13 protein-coding genes and 1 tRNA gene are annotated in these 16,816 nt (G+C 58.4%); 3 read left to right on the top strand and 11 right to left on the bottom strand.

The genetic code is table 11. The features are described from left to right. Window positions 1–55 precede the first annotated feature (55 nt). The 5 genes from M1D89_RS14120 to M1D89_RS14140 all read right to left on the bottom strand — a co-directional run bounded on the left by M1D89_RS14120 (window position 56) and on the right by M1D89_RS14140 (window position 4,977). Window positions 56–943: an alpha/beta fold hydrolase gene (locus M1D89_RS14120; protein WP_498644383.1), complete on the bottom strand. Its 888-nt coding sequence runs from the start codon at window positions 941–943 to the stop codon at window positions 56–58. Between the two features lie 71 nt (window positions 944–1,014). Continuing rightward, on the bottom strand, window positions 1,015–2,565 hold the full coding sequence (locus M1D89_RS14125) for a sodium:solute symporter family protein (protein WP_498644385.1): 1,551 nt from the start codon (window positions 2,563–2,565) through the stop codon (window positions 1,015–1,017). Continuing rightward, window positions 2,565–2,801: a hypothetical protein gene (locus M1D89_RS14130; RefSeq protein ID WP_311212262.1), complete on the bottom strand. Its 237-nt coding sequence runs from the start codon at window positions 2,799–2,801 to the stop codon at window positions 2,565–2,567. Before M1D89_RS14130 ends, M1D89_RS14125 begins: the two co-directional genes overlap by 1 nt. Window positions 2,802–2,931: 130 nt before the next feature. Next, window positions 2,932–3,948, bottom strand: a complete 1,017-nt coding sequence (locus M1D89_RS14135) for a helix-turn-helix transcriptional regulator (protein ID WP_498644387.1) — start codon at window positions 3,946–3,948, stop codon at window positions 2,932–2,934. Then, window positions 3,949–4,977, bottom strand: a complete 1,029-nt coding sequence (locus M1D89_RS14140; protein ID WP_498644389.1) for a LacI family DNA-binding transcriptional regulator — start codon at window positions 4,975–4,977, stop codon at window positions 3,949–3,951. A gap of 112 nt (window positions 4,978–5,089) precedes the next feature. On the opposite strand from M1D89_RS14140, the gene M1D89_RS14145 reads away from it, so the two are divergent. Together M1D89_RS14145 and M1D89_RS14150 are read left to right on the top strand one after the other, a co-directional pair. Continuing rightward, window positions 5,090–6,451: an amidase gene (locus M1D89_RS14145; protein WP_498644391.1), complete on the top strand. Its 1,362-nt coding sequence runs from the start codon at window positions 5,090–5,092 to the stop codon at window positions 6,449–6,451. After that, on the top strand, window positions 6,451–7,260 hold the full coding sequence (locus M1D89_RS14150) for an alpha/beta fold hydrolase (RefSeq protein WP_498644393.1): 810 nt from the start codon (window positions 6,451–6,453) through the stop codon (window positions 7,258–7,260). The genes M1D89_RS14145 and M1D89_RS14150 overlap by 1 nt, the downstream gene beginning before the upstream one ends. A gap of 176 nt (window positions 7,261–7,436) precedes the next feature. Here M1D89_RS14150 and M1D89_RS14155 read toward each other — a convergent pair whose 3' ends face one another. The 5 genes from M1D89_RS14155 to M1D89_RS14175 form a co-directional block, all read right to left on the bottom strand. Further along, the gene (locus M1D89_RS14155) at window positions 7,437–8,903 is read right to left on the bottom strand and encodes an NAD-dependent succinate-semialdehyde dehydrogenase (protein ID WP_498644395.1); all 1,467 of its coding nucleotides are present in this window, start codon (window positions 8,901–8,903) and stop codon (window positions 7,437–7,439) included. Window positions 8,904–8,942: 39 nt separating this feature from the next. Further along, window positions 8,943–10,289, bottom strand: coding sequence for a 4-aminobutyrate--2-oxoglutarate transaminase (gene gabT, locus M1D89_RS14160; RefSeq protein ID WP_498644397.1), 1,347 nt, complete (start codon window positions 10,287–10,289; stop codon window positions 8,943–8,945). Between the two features lie 174 nt (window positions 10,290–10,463). Next, entirely contained in the window at window positions 10,464–11,270 is an 807-nt protein-coding gene (locus M1D89_RS14165) for a maleylpyruvate isomerase family mycothiol-dependent enzyme (RefSeq protein WP_498644399.1), read from the bottom strand. Window positions 11,271–11,315: 45 nt separating this feature from the next. Next, the gene (locus M1D89_RS14170; RefSeq protein ID WP_498644401.1) at window positions 11,316–13,007 is read right to left on the bottom strand and encodes an amidohydrolase; all 1,692 of its coding nucleotides are present in this window, start codon (window positions 13,005–13,007) and stop codon (window positions 11,316–11,318) included. A gap of 186 nt (window positions 13,008–13,193) precedes the next feature. After that, window positions 13,194–14,525: an MFS transporter gene (locus M1D89_RS14175; protein WP_498644403.1), complete on the bottom strand. Its 1,332-nt coding sequence runs from the start codon at window positions 14,523–14,525 to the stop codon at window positions 13,194–13,196. A 157-nt stretch (window positions 14,526–14,682) separates the two neighbouring features. Between M1D89_RS14175 and M1D89_RS14180 the strand changes: the two genes are divergently transcribed. After that, the gene (locus tag M1D89_RS14180; RefSeq protein WP_498644405.1) at window positions 14,683–15,852 is read left to right on the top strand and encodes a PucR family transcriptional regulator; all 1,170 of its coding nucleotides are present in this window, start codon (window positions 14,683–14,685) and stop codon (window positions 15,850–15,852) included. 685 nt (window positions 15,853–16,537) lie between these two features. On the opposite strand, the gene M1D89_RS14185 is transcribed toward M1D89_RS14180, so the two are convergent. Continuing rightward, window positions 16,538–16,619, bottom strand: a tRNA-Leu gene (locus M1D89_RS14185). Window positions 16,620–16,816 lie beyond the last annotated feature (197 nt).

Here is a 16,816-nt window from a genome sequence, read left to right on the forward strand (position 1 = left end):
TTGATGCAAATTACATCAGTGGGCCCGGCCTCAAGACCTGGCCCACTGATGTGTATTAGGACCAACTTGTGATGAACTCAAGAACTGCCGAGTCAACCTCTGCGGGCTTTGAAGCACTCAGGAAGTGATGGCCGCCTTCGATGACCTCCAGCCGGACCTCCGGCGAACCAGTGAACATGAGTATTTCTTTTTCTGCGTTGGCCACGGAATAGACCTTGTCCTCTGAGCCGTGCAGCCACAGCACGGGTGAGGTAATGTCGTGCAGCCGTCCATGAAGCCCGTCGCGGTCCCTGAGGTTAATGGTGCTGAGCAACAGCCGTCGGCGACCGCCGTCTCCGGAGTAGTTGGTACGGTAGGTAGCTAGCCAGAATTCGCGTTCGTCAGGTGAGAGTCCGCCCAGAGCCGCGTCAAAGGTGTCCTCGACAAACTGCTCCGGTACCACCCATTCGTCCGGTACCGGATCTGCGAAGGCTTCAATGAAGGGTGTGCAGAATTCCAGGGCATCCCAACATCCGAGCTGCCGGCTCTGGAGGGTCTCCGAATCCATGGACGAACCCAGCGGAATGATTCCCCGGACTACTTCCGGCGCCAACAACGCCATGCGCGCCGCTATCCATCCTCCCTGTGAGGTCCCCAGTACAAAGGCCTGGTCGATACCCAAAGCGGCAAGGGCCTGCAGGTTGGCAACTGCGCTGTCCCAGTACGTGAAGTGCTGGTAGGCCGCTCTTGTACGGCCGTGACCGTACGGTTCAAGTGCCAGAAGGTTTACGGCCGCTGTCAGGGCAGTGTTGGCGAACTGGGGCCTATAGAGTTCAGCCGATGTGGTGTAGGAATTGATCAGCACCAATGTGGGGAGATCCGGGTTGTATCGGCCACTCAGCGTGTATCCAACCACTGATCCGCCAAGGTGCGGGATGCTAACGGTCTGTTCGATCTTGCTCATGTGCGTACTACTTTCTTTCCTATTGTCAGACCGGTTGGCCAGAGGCAGTTGCTCGAGCCTTACACGGGAGGTCATGCTGGTTCTTGGCTGGGTACTGATTTCGCATCCGTCAACACAGAAGCGTCCTCCAGCACTTCGGTACGGGCTCGGGCGGCACGAAAGAGACCGTCTACTCTGGCCAGCTCGGCGTCGCTGCTTCTACGGATGAAACTGACCAAGACGTAGACAATCAGATTGACGATCAATCCGACCAAGCCGGCTCCAAACCCGCCGAGCCATGGAACTGCGCCTCCCGTGTCCATGTAGGGAATGGTCAGCACCAGGGCTATCACTGTGCCGATGAGAAGCCCAGCAATTGCTCCATCCTTGTTGCCTCGGCGCCAGATCAGTCCACCGAAGATCGGTACAGCCAGCTGGATGATCGCCTGGTAGGCAAGCTGGGCCACTCCGGCCAGGTTTGACCACCCGTAAATTTGATTTGCGATGACTGCTGCAATGATGGCTGCGCCAGCCATGGACCCTTTGGCCAGATAGAGTTCCTGCTTATCGCTCAGAGGCCGAATCACGCCCACTATGTCGTTGGCGACCTGCGTTCCAAGAGACTGTGTGACCCCGTCAACAAATCCCATGCTGGCCGCAAAAACGATGAGCAGGGCAAAAGCAAGGAGCCAGGTTCCGCCCGCGTCTTGCGTGAGAGCGAAGAATGCCGACAACGGATCCGCCGACGCAAGAGACATGGGCGCGGCGCAAAGCGCAACAGCCATAAGCAACACAAAGAAAACAAACCCGATCACCATGGCTTGGAGGGAACCCTTCTTGACTTCCCGAACACTGCCGGCTGTATAGATCCGGGTGAAAATCATGGGCCAGCACAAGCTGCCGATGATCCCGGACGCAACAATACCGAAATAGAACCATTCGCCGCTTTCTGAACCGTAGCCCGGAAGGCTTAGCTGCGCGGTGGTGAGCTGTTCAAGATTGGAGAAGCCGCCGAAGTAAAAGATCAGCAGGCCCAAGCACAGAACGGCAGAACCGATGTATGCCACGATCCCCTGAACCATATCGGTGACGATCAGTCCACGCATGCCCATTTGCACAGTCCAGAACTGGCGAACCACGAGCACTGCGATGCCGATCAGAATCGAGACTTCGAAGGACAGGTTTCCTAGAGAAGCCCATTGGATGACCGCACCCATGGCAATGAGTCCGAGGATGAGCCAGGGAAGAAGCGCCACAACGCTGATAGCGCTGCTAAGCAGTTTCAGGCCAGGGCTGTTATAGCGCAGCGACAGCAGGTCTGACTGGGTACGCAGGTCGAACTGTTTGCCCCATTTCCACACTGGTCGAGCTATGAAGTACATGGCGAGAACGCCCAAGGTGGAGTAGACGAGGAAATAGAGTCCAATGACACCACTGATGACGGCAAAGCCGAAGACCGCAGTGAATGTGGAGCCGGGCCACCACGAATTGGTGTAAGCCATTGACACGAACCAGCTGGAGAACGATCTTTCGCCCACCGCGTAGCTGCTGAAGCTTGAGACGCTGCGGCCATGTTTGGTCTTATGGAGCACGAGGACGATAAGCATAAAGAACGCGGCGAGGACTCCGAAAGTGATAAGCATCAGTCCAACTCCCCCCGTCGTCCCTCAACGCGCCACAGGCCGTAAGCCACCAAGATGGGTGCGGCTGAAACCAAGAGGAGATACCAGATGGAGCCGGGGACACCGGCAACCAGCGCGTGTTCTTCAGAAAGTGCAATGTACAGCGGTGGCGCCAAGGCCAGCACGAAAATCAGGGTGAACAGCGTGCCGAAAAGAAGATTAGTAAGGGACCGCCGATGAATCTCTGCGCGTTCCATGATGCCTCACTTAGGACTATGTTTTTGGGGGGTGCCATCGTTGACAATCCCAGCCTAAGGAAGCTTGATCCTAAGTGATATCGGTCACTTGACGTATCTTGTCCTCCTGAGGAGGAGTCACCGTCCTTGGTTAAGCTCTCTGTGACGTGACGGGCAAACGCCTGGGGGCTGCTTGAATGAGTCGCAGTCCCTCGCGGCTAACAAGAGCGGCCGCTTCGGCACGGGATGAAACCCGAAGCTTTGCAAGGATGTGTTCGACGTGAGTTGAGACCGTTCGCCGGCTAACTACCAGGTGATCGGCTATCTCAGGGTTGCTGATGCCATCAGCAAGAAGTGTGACGATCTGAAGCTCTCTGGGAGTTAGCCCATAGGGCGGTAACACTTCTCGTTCCGCCACAAGGGCAGCGTTCTGTATACATCGTGTGATGCTGATTCTGTGGCAACTCCCCTGATCTCCAATCCAGATGTAGCTGTTGTCTCCGCGGGGGGCGAGCGGCAGAAGTAGTGGCCACAAGGGTCCGTCCGATCGCAGGGTCATGCCTACTTCACAGCCAGCAATGGCTTGGTCAAGACCTGCAGCCATCACCGCTACATTTGCGTCGCCATGCAATTCTTCGGCCAAGACCCGGTGCGGTTGCGATGGGTCACAGGTGGAGGCAAGCACCGGAAGGAACTGTTCGACGATTCTCTTGGTTTCTTCTGTAGCAGACCGCGCCGTCCCCCAGTTCATATGGATGGCTCCCACGTGGTGCCCTCCGGGCAACCAAAGGCTCGCAGATATGCCTTCGTTAAAGCCTGACGGTCGAAGATAATCTTCGGCCAGGGGTGTGAATGCAAAATGGACGTCCCAGTCACGATCGAGGTCTGCCCATCGAAGAGCCTGACGGACTCGGTTTCGCACGACTCCGAATCCTGGATTCTTGGTTTCCGGGATGAAGTTCTCAAGCAGTTGTGACACCGCGTCCTCCGAATAGCCGTCCGAGGCCAGTTGCTGGTGCTGGGGTCGTTCTCCGGAAGGATTCGACGCCGACAGCAAGACAGCATCGCATCTCACCAAGTCGCGAAGGAGCCTGGTAACTTGCTCTGCGCGCTCTAGGACGACCGGCGTTGCTGCCATAGGAGCTTCTAATGTGGGATAGGCGCGCATTTAACTATTCCTGACCTGAAGAAGTGTTGATTCCCGGATGACCAACTCCGGAGCCAAGCGCTCAGAAGACGGATTCTGTCCACGAAGAACTGACACGAGCAACTCCAGCGCCCGGGTACCCATGATGTGCAGTGGTGAGCGCACGCTGGTCAAGGGCAACGGCAACTCGGCTGCGAGCTGAGTGTCGTTGTAGCCCGCCACGGCAATGTCCTTGCCTGGACGCAGTCCCGCATCGCGCACTGCGCCCAGAACACCGATAGCGGCAAAGTCATTGACAGCAAAAATGGCTGACAAATCAGAGGCTTGTTTGATGAGGTATTCCGCTGCCTCATGGCCGCCTCTCGCATCGAAGGCGGAATTCACTGTTAACACTTCAATACCCGCTTTCCGGTAGGTATCGACAAAGCCACTGCTCCGGTCCACGCCTGTACTGGCGAAAGACTCGCCAGCGACTACGCCGACCTTCACGTGCCCAAGGTCCAGAAAGTGCTCGGCAACAAGGCTGCCTCCCAGATAGTCATCACATGTCACGGATGGATACTTGGACGCGTACCGGCTCACGAGAACGAAAGGCACCCCGCGCGCCGCCACTTCATCCAGCACCACTGCGTCCCGGTGCGCGTCGCCGAGTATGAGGCCATCGACGTGACGAGACAAAGCCAAATCAATCCTGGCGCGCTGTTCGGCGGGGCGGTCATAAGTGTTCATTACAAACGTGGCCAGTCCATTGCGGGCACCCGCGTCCTCCACCCCCTCGTAGATAGTAGCGAGCACCATGTCAGACAAGCGGGGAACCAGCACTCCGATCAGATTGCTTCGTGCCGTTCTCAGGCTCTTTGCGTGTGGGTTGGGTTGATAACCGAGCCGTTGAGCCCAATCACGCACTGCTGCTGCCGTAGCCGGTGATGCCGCACGCGAAACCTCATCAGGAGATCCGCTGAGAACCCTCGACACTGTCGAGACGTCGAGCCCCGCCGCCTGCGCAATCGTTTTCAGCGTGACCGAGCTGCTTTTATATCTACCTGGCATCGTTGAAAACTCCCTCTGCGGTTTGAGTACAAATCTTACCAAACGATTGTCCCAATCGTTTGGGTATGGTTACATGCAATTCACCACCACCATCAACTGCGAAGAAGGACGTATGCGATCGCCCGAAGCACAACTGAAGAAGCCCTCTGGCGCGGGGTTTTTCGCCAGCGTTGGTGTTTCCGAGCTCGCCGCCATGATGCGGAGTGGGCTTATCACGCCAGCGGACCTTGTAAACATTGCATTGCAGGAGGCCCACCGTTGGCAGCCTTCGATCAACGCGTTCGTCTCATTCGATGAGAGCGGCGCCTATGCGGCGGCGGCGAGGGCTCGCACTGAGTTGGCCTCGGGAATTGATCGGGGGCCGCTACACGGCATCCCTGTTGCTGTTAAGGACGTCATCGATGTACGAGGAATGCCCACAACTGCAGGTTCACGCCACCGAAAAGACCACCTTGCTCGTGAGAACGCCGAATGCGTTGAACGGCTTGTCCAGGCAGGGGCGATCATTATCGGGAAGACCACGACCCACGAATTTGCGAACGGGCCTACCGGAGATCGCTCTGCCACCGGTCCTACGCGCAACCCACACGATACCGACCATATGGCTGGTGGTTCGAGCAGTGGGTCCGCTGCCGCGGTTGCCGCTGGCATCATCCCATTGGCGCTTGGTACCGATACCGGCGGATCCGCTCGTATTCCGGCGGCTTGCTGTGGCGTTGTAGGGCTCAAACCCACCCATGGAGCTTTGCCCACCGGCGGGATGGTGCCTTTGTCACCAACTCTGGACTCCATAGGCTTGTTGGCCCGCACCGCGGCCGACTGTCTCTTGCTGTGGACCGCATTGAGAGGCACCCAGACTGTAGCTCTCCCCCCTGGTATCGGATGGATCAAATCGAATTCGATATATCCGACGCAACCCTCGGTCGCTTCCACTGTCCGCGACATGATCGATGATTTCCTGACAGGTGAAGCCGAAGTTCTGGAGGCTGGTGATCTGAGGGAAGCTTATAGGATCATTCAAGGCAGCGAGGCATACGCTCAGCACACAGAGCTCATGTCCGGTGCGCCCGAACTTTATGATCCCGAAGTTCTCGCCAGGCTCCGGTCCGGAGGAGAGATTCTTGGGTGGGAGTACGTTAAAGCGATAAAGCTTAGGCACAGCGCCCGCCAAAGTATCCAGCCTCTACTGAGAAGGTACGGGCTTCTGGCGCTTCCGACGATACCCCTTGCCCCTCCCAAGCTGAGCAGCCGCACGGAAATCATAAACGGAAGCAGCGTCGAGACCCGGAAGGCTCTTCTCTCCCTTACAAGCCCATGGAGCGTTTTAGGGCTCCCGGCCATCTCCATTCCAGCGGGCACGACCGAGGGGCTGCCGATTGGACTACAGCTGGTAGGTCCCCCCGGAGCCGAATCCGAACTTTTGAGGGTGGCTGCGCAAATTGAAGAGACCCAGCACCCGATGAAAGGAAACTGATGCGAACACTTAAATTCAACCGCGAGGGAACAATTTTGACTGCCGAGCTACGAGAAGGCAGCGGACCGCCCGTGGTGATAGTTCCAGGCGTTATGTCCGATGCGTATACCTGGCGCCCTGTCGCCGATGCATTGAATTTGAATAACCCGATAATGGTCATTAACCGCCGCGGGCGGCTGCCTAGCGGCCCGACAGGTCGCGGCTACTCGGTCCGGACTGAAATTGACGATTTGCACCACATCCTCGACACCCTCGAGGAGGACATCCACCTGTTCGGCTGGAGCTATGGCGGACTGATTGCTTTGGAAACGGCGACAGAGCGACGCAACCTGCGCTCTGTCGTCGCGTATGAGCCCGTCTCCAGCCCGTTCGGATCGAACGCCCTTGAACCCCTACGTCTTGCTCTCGGGAGGGGCGACCTGGATAGCGCTGTCGAGGTGGTCAAGCGGGTCATGGCGGGTTACTCCGCCGAATATATGGCAGCGCTGCGCGCGGACCCTATTTGGCCTGTCCTCCGTCTTCTTGTTCACCCCTTGGCTGATGAGCTGACTGCTATAAATGACCATGTTGCAGCGCTTTCCCGATACAGCGAAATCACGGCTCCAGTCACCCTGATGCTTGGCGAACGCAACGAGGAGAAACCGCCATACGGTGTCGCTTTCACCGCCTTCTCTCAGGCCCTCCCCCAAGCCGAGGTCGTTCGGCTGGCAAATCAGGGCCACTTGGCCCACAGCGAGGCACCCGGCCTTCTGGCTGAGCACCTTACGCAAGCAGTCGTGAAGCACAACGAATACCAACATTCCAGCTAGTTCGTCATTGCCGTCACGAAATCTTCAGGCTCCTGCTCCTGCGCAGACCGTTCGGCATGCAAGGTGGGAGCAAAAGCGAGGACCTTCACGTTCCAGCCCGGAACGTGAAGGCCCTCGCTTTCAGTCAGTTTCAGTGGCTATCGACGAGCCCCGAGAGATCGGTTCAGGGACGTCCATCAGCGGGGAATAAGGGTGTATTTGGTTGAGAGGAACTCGCTGATGCCCTCAAAACCGCCTTCCCGGCCGATACCGGACTGCTTAATACCGCCAAAGGGTGCTGCCGCGTTGGAGATGAGACCAGTGTTTAGGCCCATCATTCCCGTCTGCAGCTTTTCAATCATGCGCTGGCCGCGATGAATGTTCTCCGTGAACACATAACTGACCAGCCCATAATCTGTGTCATTGGCGATTTTGACTGCTTCCTCCTCATCAGTGAATCGGATGATGCCAAGGACCGGTCCAAAGATCTCTTCGGACATCAGAGCCGAGTTGGGACTGAGCCGATCCAGAACTGTTGGCTCGAAGTAGCTCCCGGGACCTTCGAGGGACTTACCTCCAGTGAGAACCGTTGCGCCGGTCGCTACGGCGTCAGCAACCAGACGTTCAACCTTTGCGACCGCACGGCCGTCGACCAAAGCGCCGATGTCAGTACTTTCCTCAGCTCCCCTGCCGATCTTCATTTGGGCCACCCGGTCGCTCACACGTTGAGCAAAAGCATCCGCGATCGAATCATGGACAATGATGCGATTCGCCGCAGTGCATGCCTGGCCGATATTACGGAACTTCGCCAGCAGGACACCCTCCACGGCTCGATCCAAATCTGCATCCTCGAAGACGATGAACGGGGCGTTACCCCCCAACTCCATAGAAGTTCGCAGGACATTCTGGGCTGCGGCTTCAAGGAGCTTTACACCGACAGGGGTCGAACCGGTGAAGCTGAGCTTTTTGAGGCGGGCGTCCTTTAACAGCGCGCTGGACTGCTCGGCCGGCGAGGTGGTAGGAACCACATTTACAACTCCTGCCGGTAGGCCCGCTTCTTCGAGCAGTTGTACCAAGAAGATGGTCGTCAGCGGAGTCAGTTCGGCGGGTTTGATGACCACCGTGCAGCCGGCCGCCAAGGCTGGGGCTATCTTGCGGGTTGCCATAGCCAAGGGGAAATTCCACGGCGTGATGAAATAGGTGGGCCCGACCGGAAGGTGCGATACGACGATGTTGCCAGCACCCTCAGGAGTAGGACGATAGTCGCCGCGGATGCGTACAGCCTCCTCCGAGAACCAGCGCAGGAAATCGCCTCCATAGGTCACTTCGGCGCGGGCCTCGGAGATCGGCTTGCCCATTTCGATGCTAATGAGCAGTGCAAAGTCCTCGTGGCGATCCATGAGAAGGTCGAACGCTCGGCGCAGGATGTTTGAGCGTCCGCGTGTAGAGGTCCCAGCCCACGCCTCCTGCGCCGTTACGGCAGCTTCGAGCGCCCTAAGGGCATCGTCGACGGTCGCATCGGCGATCGTTTTGATGACTTCCCCGGTTGCCGGGTCTTGCACGTCGAATGTCGCACCGGCCGAAGAGGGCTGCCACGTACCTCCGATGCCGAGACCGGTTTGCACCTGGTTGATCAGTTCTTGCTCGTGGGGTTTTAAAGTCATCGCTGTCCTTCTAAGTGTGTGTAGTTGTTTTGCTGTGGTTCAGGCAGTTGCTTTGAGAGCTTCCGCCACGACCTGAAGGCCCTCGCACAACAAGTCATCTGATATGGACAACGGCGGCAGGAACCGGAGCACGTTGCCGTATGTGCCGCATGTGAGTACCAACACGCCGTTCTGGCCTGCCTTCTTCGCGATGGCAGAAGTCAACGCAGCGGCTGGTCTCTGGCTGCCCGTTTCGACGAACTCGATGCCGATCATGGCACCGCGGCCGCGGATGTCACCGACGCGGTCATCCTCCGCCGCTAGACCGGCGAAGAAATCGGTGATGATGGCACCGATTGCCCGTGCACGTTCCGTCAGGTTTTCCTTTTCATAGGTTTCGATCGTTGCCAGAGCGGCAGCACAGGCGATGGGGTTCCCTGCATAGGTACCCCCGAGTCCTCCGTCCACGGCGGAGTTCATGATGTCTTTACGGCCAGTAACTGCCGAAAGAGGAAGCCCACCGGCCAGTCCCTTGCCGAACGTCATCAGGTCCGGAACTATGCCCTCATGGTTGGCAGCGAACATGTCACCGGTACGGGCAAAGCCGGTCTGCACCTCGTCCAGGATGAGAATGACCCCGTTCTGGGATGTCCATTCCTGCAGGGCGGGTAGGAAACCGTTGGCAGGGGCGATGAAGCCGCCTTCACCCTGAATGGGTTCGATGATGACGGCAGCGACATTTTCGGCACCGATCTGCTTCTCCATTTGAAGTATCGATCGTGCAGCTGCCTCAGGGCCTGTGAGTCCGTCTCGGTAGCTATAGGAGGCGGGGACCCGGTAGATCTCGGGGGCGAAGGGTCCAAACCCGTTCTTATAGGGCATGTTCTTTGCGGTCATTCCCATCGTGAGGTTGGTTCGCCCATGGAACGCGTGGTCGAAGACAACCACGGCCTGCTTGCCGGTGTAGTGGCGAGCGATCTTGACCGCGTTCTCCAGGGCTTCAGCACCCGTGCTGAAGAGGGCCGAGCGTTTTTCGTGGTCCCCTGGAGTGATGGCGTTGAGCTTCTCGGCGACTTTGACGTAGCCCTCATAGGGGGCGATGGTGAAACAGCTGTGTGTGAACTGCTCGACCTGCTGTCGCACAGCCTGCACCACAGCGGGGGCTGAATTACCGACACCGGTGACGGCGATGCCGGAACCGAGGTCAATAAGGGAGTTGCCATCGGCGTCGATCAGCACCCCGCCTCCGGCGGCTACTACTGAAATTGGGAGCACTCCGCCGGTGCCTGTGGCAACGGCTGCGTCCTTGCGGGCCAGCAGTTCCTGTGATTTCGGGCCGGGGATTGTGCTCACGAGCTTCCGCACCTGCGGGAGAGTGGGGCCGCCTGTTATTGGTGGAGCTGACACGGTTGACCTCTTCTTTCAAGAGTTGTTGAGGAGATTTTTTGGTGATTAGTGCGTGGGGCATCTGCGGAATTTCCGGGAGGACGAGGCAGATGCTTCAGCCAATAAGCACCGAATAGCTGCACGTGCGGTCTTCCTGGCAGAGGCGCCTCGGTTGGGCTTCTTCGGCAGTGCCAATTAGATCCAGCGGTGCGCCGTCGGCGCGGGGCCGATCCAACGTCCATCCGCGGTGATCACCACGACGCCATCGTGACCACGTCCGGTGGCCCAAGCCAGGAGGTTTGTGAGTGTGCCGGAGACTGACAGAATGTCGCCGGCTGCCGGTTCGGGTTCTCCCTCAGTGCCCGGCTGAAAGTCTATGTGGGCGTCTGTTGGGACAGCGCGCACGTAATGGCCGTCCCGGCTCTCCCAAGTAGTCAACACGTCCTGCAGGATGCGGGCTGCGGCTGGCAGGGGTATGTCCTGGATGGTTGCTCCGGTGTTGAGGTCGATGGCATGCAGCCATAGTTCGCGGGCCCGCATCCAAATAGTCTCGGAAACGAGAATCATGCGTCCTTGCGCGTTCTTTACCTTGTAGCTCCAGCGATCGTCGGAAAGATTTGTCCAGGCTTCGTCGAGCTGTGCGGCCTCCTGCAATGAGAGCCGCTTCAGACTCGTGTGGGAGAGTGTCGACCCGAGGTCGATCTCATCCGCCCGTGACACGGGCGATTCGTACATCGGATTCTCGATCCCTGTCTGCGCCCACTGGACCAACCGGGCAAGTGCTCGGGCGTTGTAGCCGATGTGCGCGATGACGTGTGCCCGGGTCCACCCGGGTAGGAGCGATTCGCCCTGGAGGTCCTCGGGGTCCAGTTCGCAGATCAGCCGGTCAAAGCTTGCCTGTCCGTCGCGCGCGAGGGCGAGATCCAATCCGATCGTTGTTGCCGGTTCGTCGGCTGGGTCTGCATCCGATAGCGAACGTGTTGAACTTTTTACTTCGTGCACCGTTAGATCCTCTTTGTTGTGCGTTTGGGTTGGGATATTCGGACGTCAGTTGGTGACCGACTGGAGCTGCAATTGAGGTGTCGGACTCTTAAGTGCTTTCCGGGCGTCATAGCTCAGCCGGCCGCCAAGAATCGTGGCCACGACGTCGATCTCGGCGATGTTGCGAGCCGTCAGTGGCGATTCAGAGAACACCGTAAAATCGGCGAGTTTGCCGCGTTCCAGCGTGCCCTTGTCCTGGAATTGGCCGGTGGCGCGGGCAGCCCACTCTGTGTGCGTTCGAAGTGCTTCCTCAGGTGTGATGGCCTCCCCTGCGGCGAAAGACAGGCCTGTGTTCGTTCGCCGGTCAACGGCTGATTGCATGCCCCTGCGCAGGTTGTTATCTGCTACCGGCAGGTCGGAAGATCCTGCGAGAAGGGCTCCCGCGTCGATAACGGACCGGCCCCTGTACAGCCAGGATTCCCGGTCGGGCCCAACCAGAGTCACAATCTGATCGCCTAAGGGACCAATGAATCCTGCTTGGGGGGCCACTGCGATGCCGAGGACACCGGCGCGAACGACCTGGTCCGGTCGGGCCATGCCGAAATGCTCGATGCGGCAGGGTGCTTCGCCGCGGCCGTATCTGTCCTGCGCCTCCTCGATGAGGTCCATCGCCAGCTCGATGGCTACATCGCCAATGGCGTGCAGCGCCAGGGGCCACCCGGCACGATAGGCACTCAAGGCGCGCTCCCGGTAGGTGCCTGGTTCGTCCAAGAGGTAGCCGGTGTTGTGATCGTGTCCGCAGAAGGATTCGGTTACTGCAGCGGTTGCTCCCAGGAGGGAGCCGTCAAGGAAGACTTTGACGTGTCCGAACCGGACGTAATCGTCTCCGAAGCCGTAACGAAGTCCCAAGCCCAGTCCAAGACCTACTCCTTGATGGTGGAAATCGGCAGGATGCCCCGTTATGGGTTGCAGCGCGTCCATGGCGGGCATCAGCTGTGCGCGTGCATGAAGATGACCGGTTTCGGCGGCGGTCTGGTACGCAGCAACCTCGACCGGGCTGTGGCCGATCCAGCCGCCGCCGATGCCGGCTTCGGTGAAGCTGGTTATCCCTTGTGCCGCGTATCGTTCGGTCGCGGCATCCAAGGCCCTAACGATTCTCTCGGTGGAATACGGAAGTAGCAGTGCCTGCACCAATCCCTGTGCGGCTTCTTCCAAGACACCGGTAGGATTTCCGTCGGCGTCCCGCACCACAATTCCTCCTGCCGGGTCCTGGAAATCGGGATGTGAAGCCCCGAACAGGTGCAGCGTGGCGCTGTTAGTGATTGATGAATGTCCGGATGCGTGCCGGAGGTACAGCGGGCGATTACCAGTTATGTCATCAATACGCCCTATGTCAGGGAAGAGTCCCCCATGGTGGGCTTGGTTGAAACCGGTACCGTGAACCCAAGCCTCGGCATCACCGGACAGACGTTCCACTTCAGCCTCGATCTTGGAGTAAACGTCCTCGAGTCCCCTGCACCCGCTCAGATCCACCGCATCCAGGCCCAAACCCCACCATGTTGTGTGGCAGTGGGCATCGATAAGGCCCGGGGTAATGCACGCATCACCGAAGTCAAGGCTGCACTCCGCCTCCATGCTTACGATTTCGTCATCAAAGCCAACGATACGCTCGCCGATGACTCCGACAGCCGTCGCAATGGGCCGGTTGGGGTCCATGGTGAGAATCTCGTTCGCCCGGACAAGAAGGTCGAGCTTCATCGTGAAGTTCCTTTCTAGGGACCACTCTCATCTTTACTGTGATGAGAGTGACCGTTCTTTAGACGATTGCCGGCTCGGACTTGTCAGCATCGGGCGGTCCTACCGGCAGCTAGCCAAGCGGGTTCCTGCGCGGCGACCGGGCCCGGTCTCAGGTGGCAATCGAGGCGACGGCCCAGGCCGTTCTTGTTAGTGCTTGAAGCCGGGCAGATTCACGCTGAAACGGGGTGCAATTGCACCAGCCGAAGCGGTAATGATCGAGATGAGTACAAGCATCGCGGCGGCGGGCCACCAGTGATTCCCGGCGGCTGCAACTACTCCCGTGACAATCAAGGGGACGAAGCCCGCCACCATGGCTGAGGTGTTGTTTGCAACAGCCACACCCGTGAAGCGGGTCTTGGCTTCGAACAGGCCCGTCAGAACGGCGCCTGTGCCGGCGTAGGGGAAGGAGAGAGTCGACACTGCAAGGACCATGGCGACGACGACAAGAACAGGATTACCTGAGGTCAGCAGCAGGAACGCAGGAACGGCTACCACTGCGGAGGCAATACCGCCCCACAGTATGACCCGGCTTGATCCAAATTTAGCGCCGAGGCGTCCGCTCCAGACAATGACAAAGATCTCTACTACTGCGGCAGCGATGGTGCCAAGCAACATCAGGGTTGACGGGTACTTGAGGACGTTGACTCCGTACCAGACGCAGAACGTGGTGACCAGATAGAAGCCGCCCATGCCGAGTAGGCAGGAAGCCATACCGATCAAGAGCTGTCGCCACGAGTGCTTAAAAGTCGTGCGGACAGGGCTCGGTTCGATTTCGCCGGCTTCCTCGATCTGACGGAACACTGGCGACTCTTCGAGCTTACTTCGGATGTAAATGGCAATGAGCAACAGAGGCAGGGAGACAAGGAACGGGATGCGCCAACCCCATGCATCAAAGTTCTCTTTTGTGAAGAGGATCGTGACCAGGAAGAACCCTCCGGAAGAGAGTATCGTTCCGATGGGGGAACCAATCAGTGGAATCACGGCGTACCGGGCGCGAAGGTGCAGCGGAGAATTCTCCACCACCAAGGTCAGGGCCCCTGACCATTCTCCACCGACGAAAAGTCCCTGAACGATCCTCAACAATACGAGCAGGATGGGAGCGGCGATGCCGATTGCTGCGTAGGTCGGCAAAATACCAATGAGGCCAGTGATCATGCCAATGCCGATAATCGTGATCATGAGGGTTTTGCGTCGACCGATTCGGTCGCCCATGCTCCCGAAGATAATGCCCCCCAGCGGCCTGGCTGCGACCCCGACGCCGAACGTGGCGAATGAAGCCAAGGCAGCCGTAGCCGGGTTGCCGCTGGTGAAGTATTGAACGTTGAACACCAAGGCCGCTGCGGCACTAAAGAGGAAAAAGTCGTAGTACTCGAGGGCGGAGCCGATCAGTGCGCCCAAAGCGACCTTGTTGGCGTCTTTCTTGCTCAGCTCTTGGACGGCATGTTGCTCGCTTGTCGCCGTCTGCAGTGTCTCACTCATGGTGTCATCTCCGTTGATGCGTGATCCGGTTTACGTTTGCGTGAAGCTGGCGCAAACATCTTGTTCATCGAGGATCTCAAGAGCTACACCCATTTTTGCACAGCATTCACCACTAGTTCTTTGGCGAAAACAGTGCATCCGCACATAATGTGAAATCATGACAACAAACCAACCCAGGTTGAATGGCGGCCCTGAGCCTGCCGACTCCACGCGGTGGCAGGAACTGCTGGACCAACTCAATGTAGAAGAGCTCACGGAAGCTTTTCTTTCTCGGATCTCTGCGATCGCCGGCTACGACCCTGCCCCGATCCCTCTTTCTGAGATACGCCGGACAGGGCGTATGGCGTTCAACGCTATGATCGGCGGATTACGTCAAGGTGGGCTTCATGAGGCAGTCCCGGTTGCCGCTGATGTCGGCGTCTCCCGAGCCCGCGCGGGGATCCCCATCACGTCGCTGATGTCAGCTATCCGCCTCGATTACAACATCCTGTGGGAAGCCCTCACCAAGGTCGCTACGCAGGAGGACGCAACTTTGGTGGTTCGCCATACGTGGATTGTGCTCAATACCGTCGACGAATATGCGGGACAAACGCAGCGCGCTTTTATCGCCGAGCGGGAGCGTATGCAGGACGAAGCATTTTCAGTGCGACAAGGCCTGCTCGCCGAACTTTTCCAGACGCGGGAGGTGACGGACGAGCAAGTACGGACCATCGCTGGTGAACTCGAAATTCCCCCGGAGAGTCCCCTGATAGTGGTGGGTGCAGAGTCTGACGAGATACCGGCCCTCAGGGTCTTTATCGCCGAGGCCGAACGCGCGGGTAGAAGCGTGTTTTCCCATCACCTTGGTGATGCACTCATTGTGTTCACACCGCAGTTCGAAGGCACGGATCCCAAACGGGATGTCTTCCGACGCAATGTTCTGACCATCAGAGTCGGAATTACCGACGCTGAAGCCGGCCTCCAAGGCCTTCGCCAAGCGGCAAACTTCGCCCGCGACCTCGCCCGGGTTCTCAGGGCCGGTGAACGTGGCGCCATGACCTGGAAGCGGGGATGGGCCAGACTAGCCAACCGCAGCCTGCTCTTGGCAGGGCACCCCGTACTGACAGACGTCACAGCAGCGCTTTCAAGCTGCACCAAAACGGAACGTAGCCGGCTGGAAGAGTCCGTTCGCAGCTACCTCCGTACAGGCAGCGTCGGAGACTCGGCAGTAGAGCTTTTCTGTCATCGGAATACGCTGACAAACCGTCTCCGTCGTTTCGCGGAAATCACAGGGATTGACCCTACGGTCCCCCAGGACGCGGCGCGCCTCGTCGTTGGATGGGCATAAGGACCTTCTAGCCGGTGCCGCTTGTCGTTGCGTCTACCGTCAGGTCGGCAAGCCTGGTTCTCGCGCTCTGATCCGACGCACCCAAGGAATTCGCGAGGTACTCCCCCATTTAGTCGTAGTTACGCGTCGACGACACCGAAGAGACCTCCCCAAAGCACTCGGTCGTGCGTGGCGGCTGGACTCTCACGTCGCTGGGCCCTACAGATGGTGCGCTTGCGACCGGGCGTCATGTCGCTCGGGCCCTTACACGCGATGAGTGAATGAAGCCCGAACAAGTGGAAGGAACGGCTGTGACCAGGCTCGATAAAGAAGATTTGAGTGTGGACAATGTCCACACCCTCTTTGACCTGACAAAGCATCCGTCTGGCCGGCTTCCTCACTTAAGAAACATGCCGAAACAAGGATCTTTGACGCAAGTCCCCAAAGTCATGTGGCGCACACAGCCCCTACCCATGAACAGGTGTAAGCCAAACACGACCTCCCAAACGAACCAAGAGAGGACCGCATAACCCCACTCCAGAGCAAGCGGAGGGCCCAAGCAGCCACGACCCTGAACCCGCTCCCCCACAACCAAACAGGCGACCCCTGGCGCCAGGCACACCCCGCGGCCAGTGTCAGAGGGACCTGACCAACCAGAATGTACACACGTTAAAGCAACAACCCCCTCTGACGAGGGGGTCTGCCGTGCCCGAGGTGGGACTCGAACCCACACACCTTTCGATACTGCATTTTGAGTGCAGCGCGTCTGCCAATTCCGCCACTCGGGCGCGGATTACCGGGAAGTTAAATCTCGCTGACTGCTCTCATTTCTGTGAGCAACGCGATCCTTTCCCAGCACGCGAAACTACTCTACATGCAGATAGGCTGATTCAAAGAACCGGGCGCGCTGATGCAACAAAAACCAGCCATCAAAGAGTCCACACTAAGATGGACATGAACCCGCCGAACCTTTTCAAGGAGATCC

This window comes from Arthrobacter sp. D3-18 (assembly GCF_054408525.1).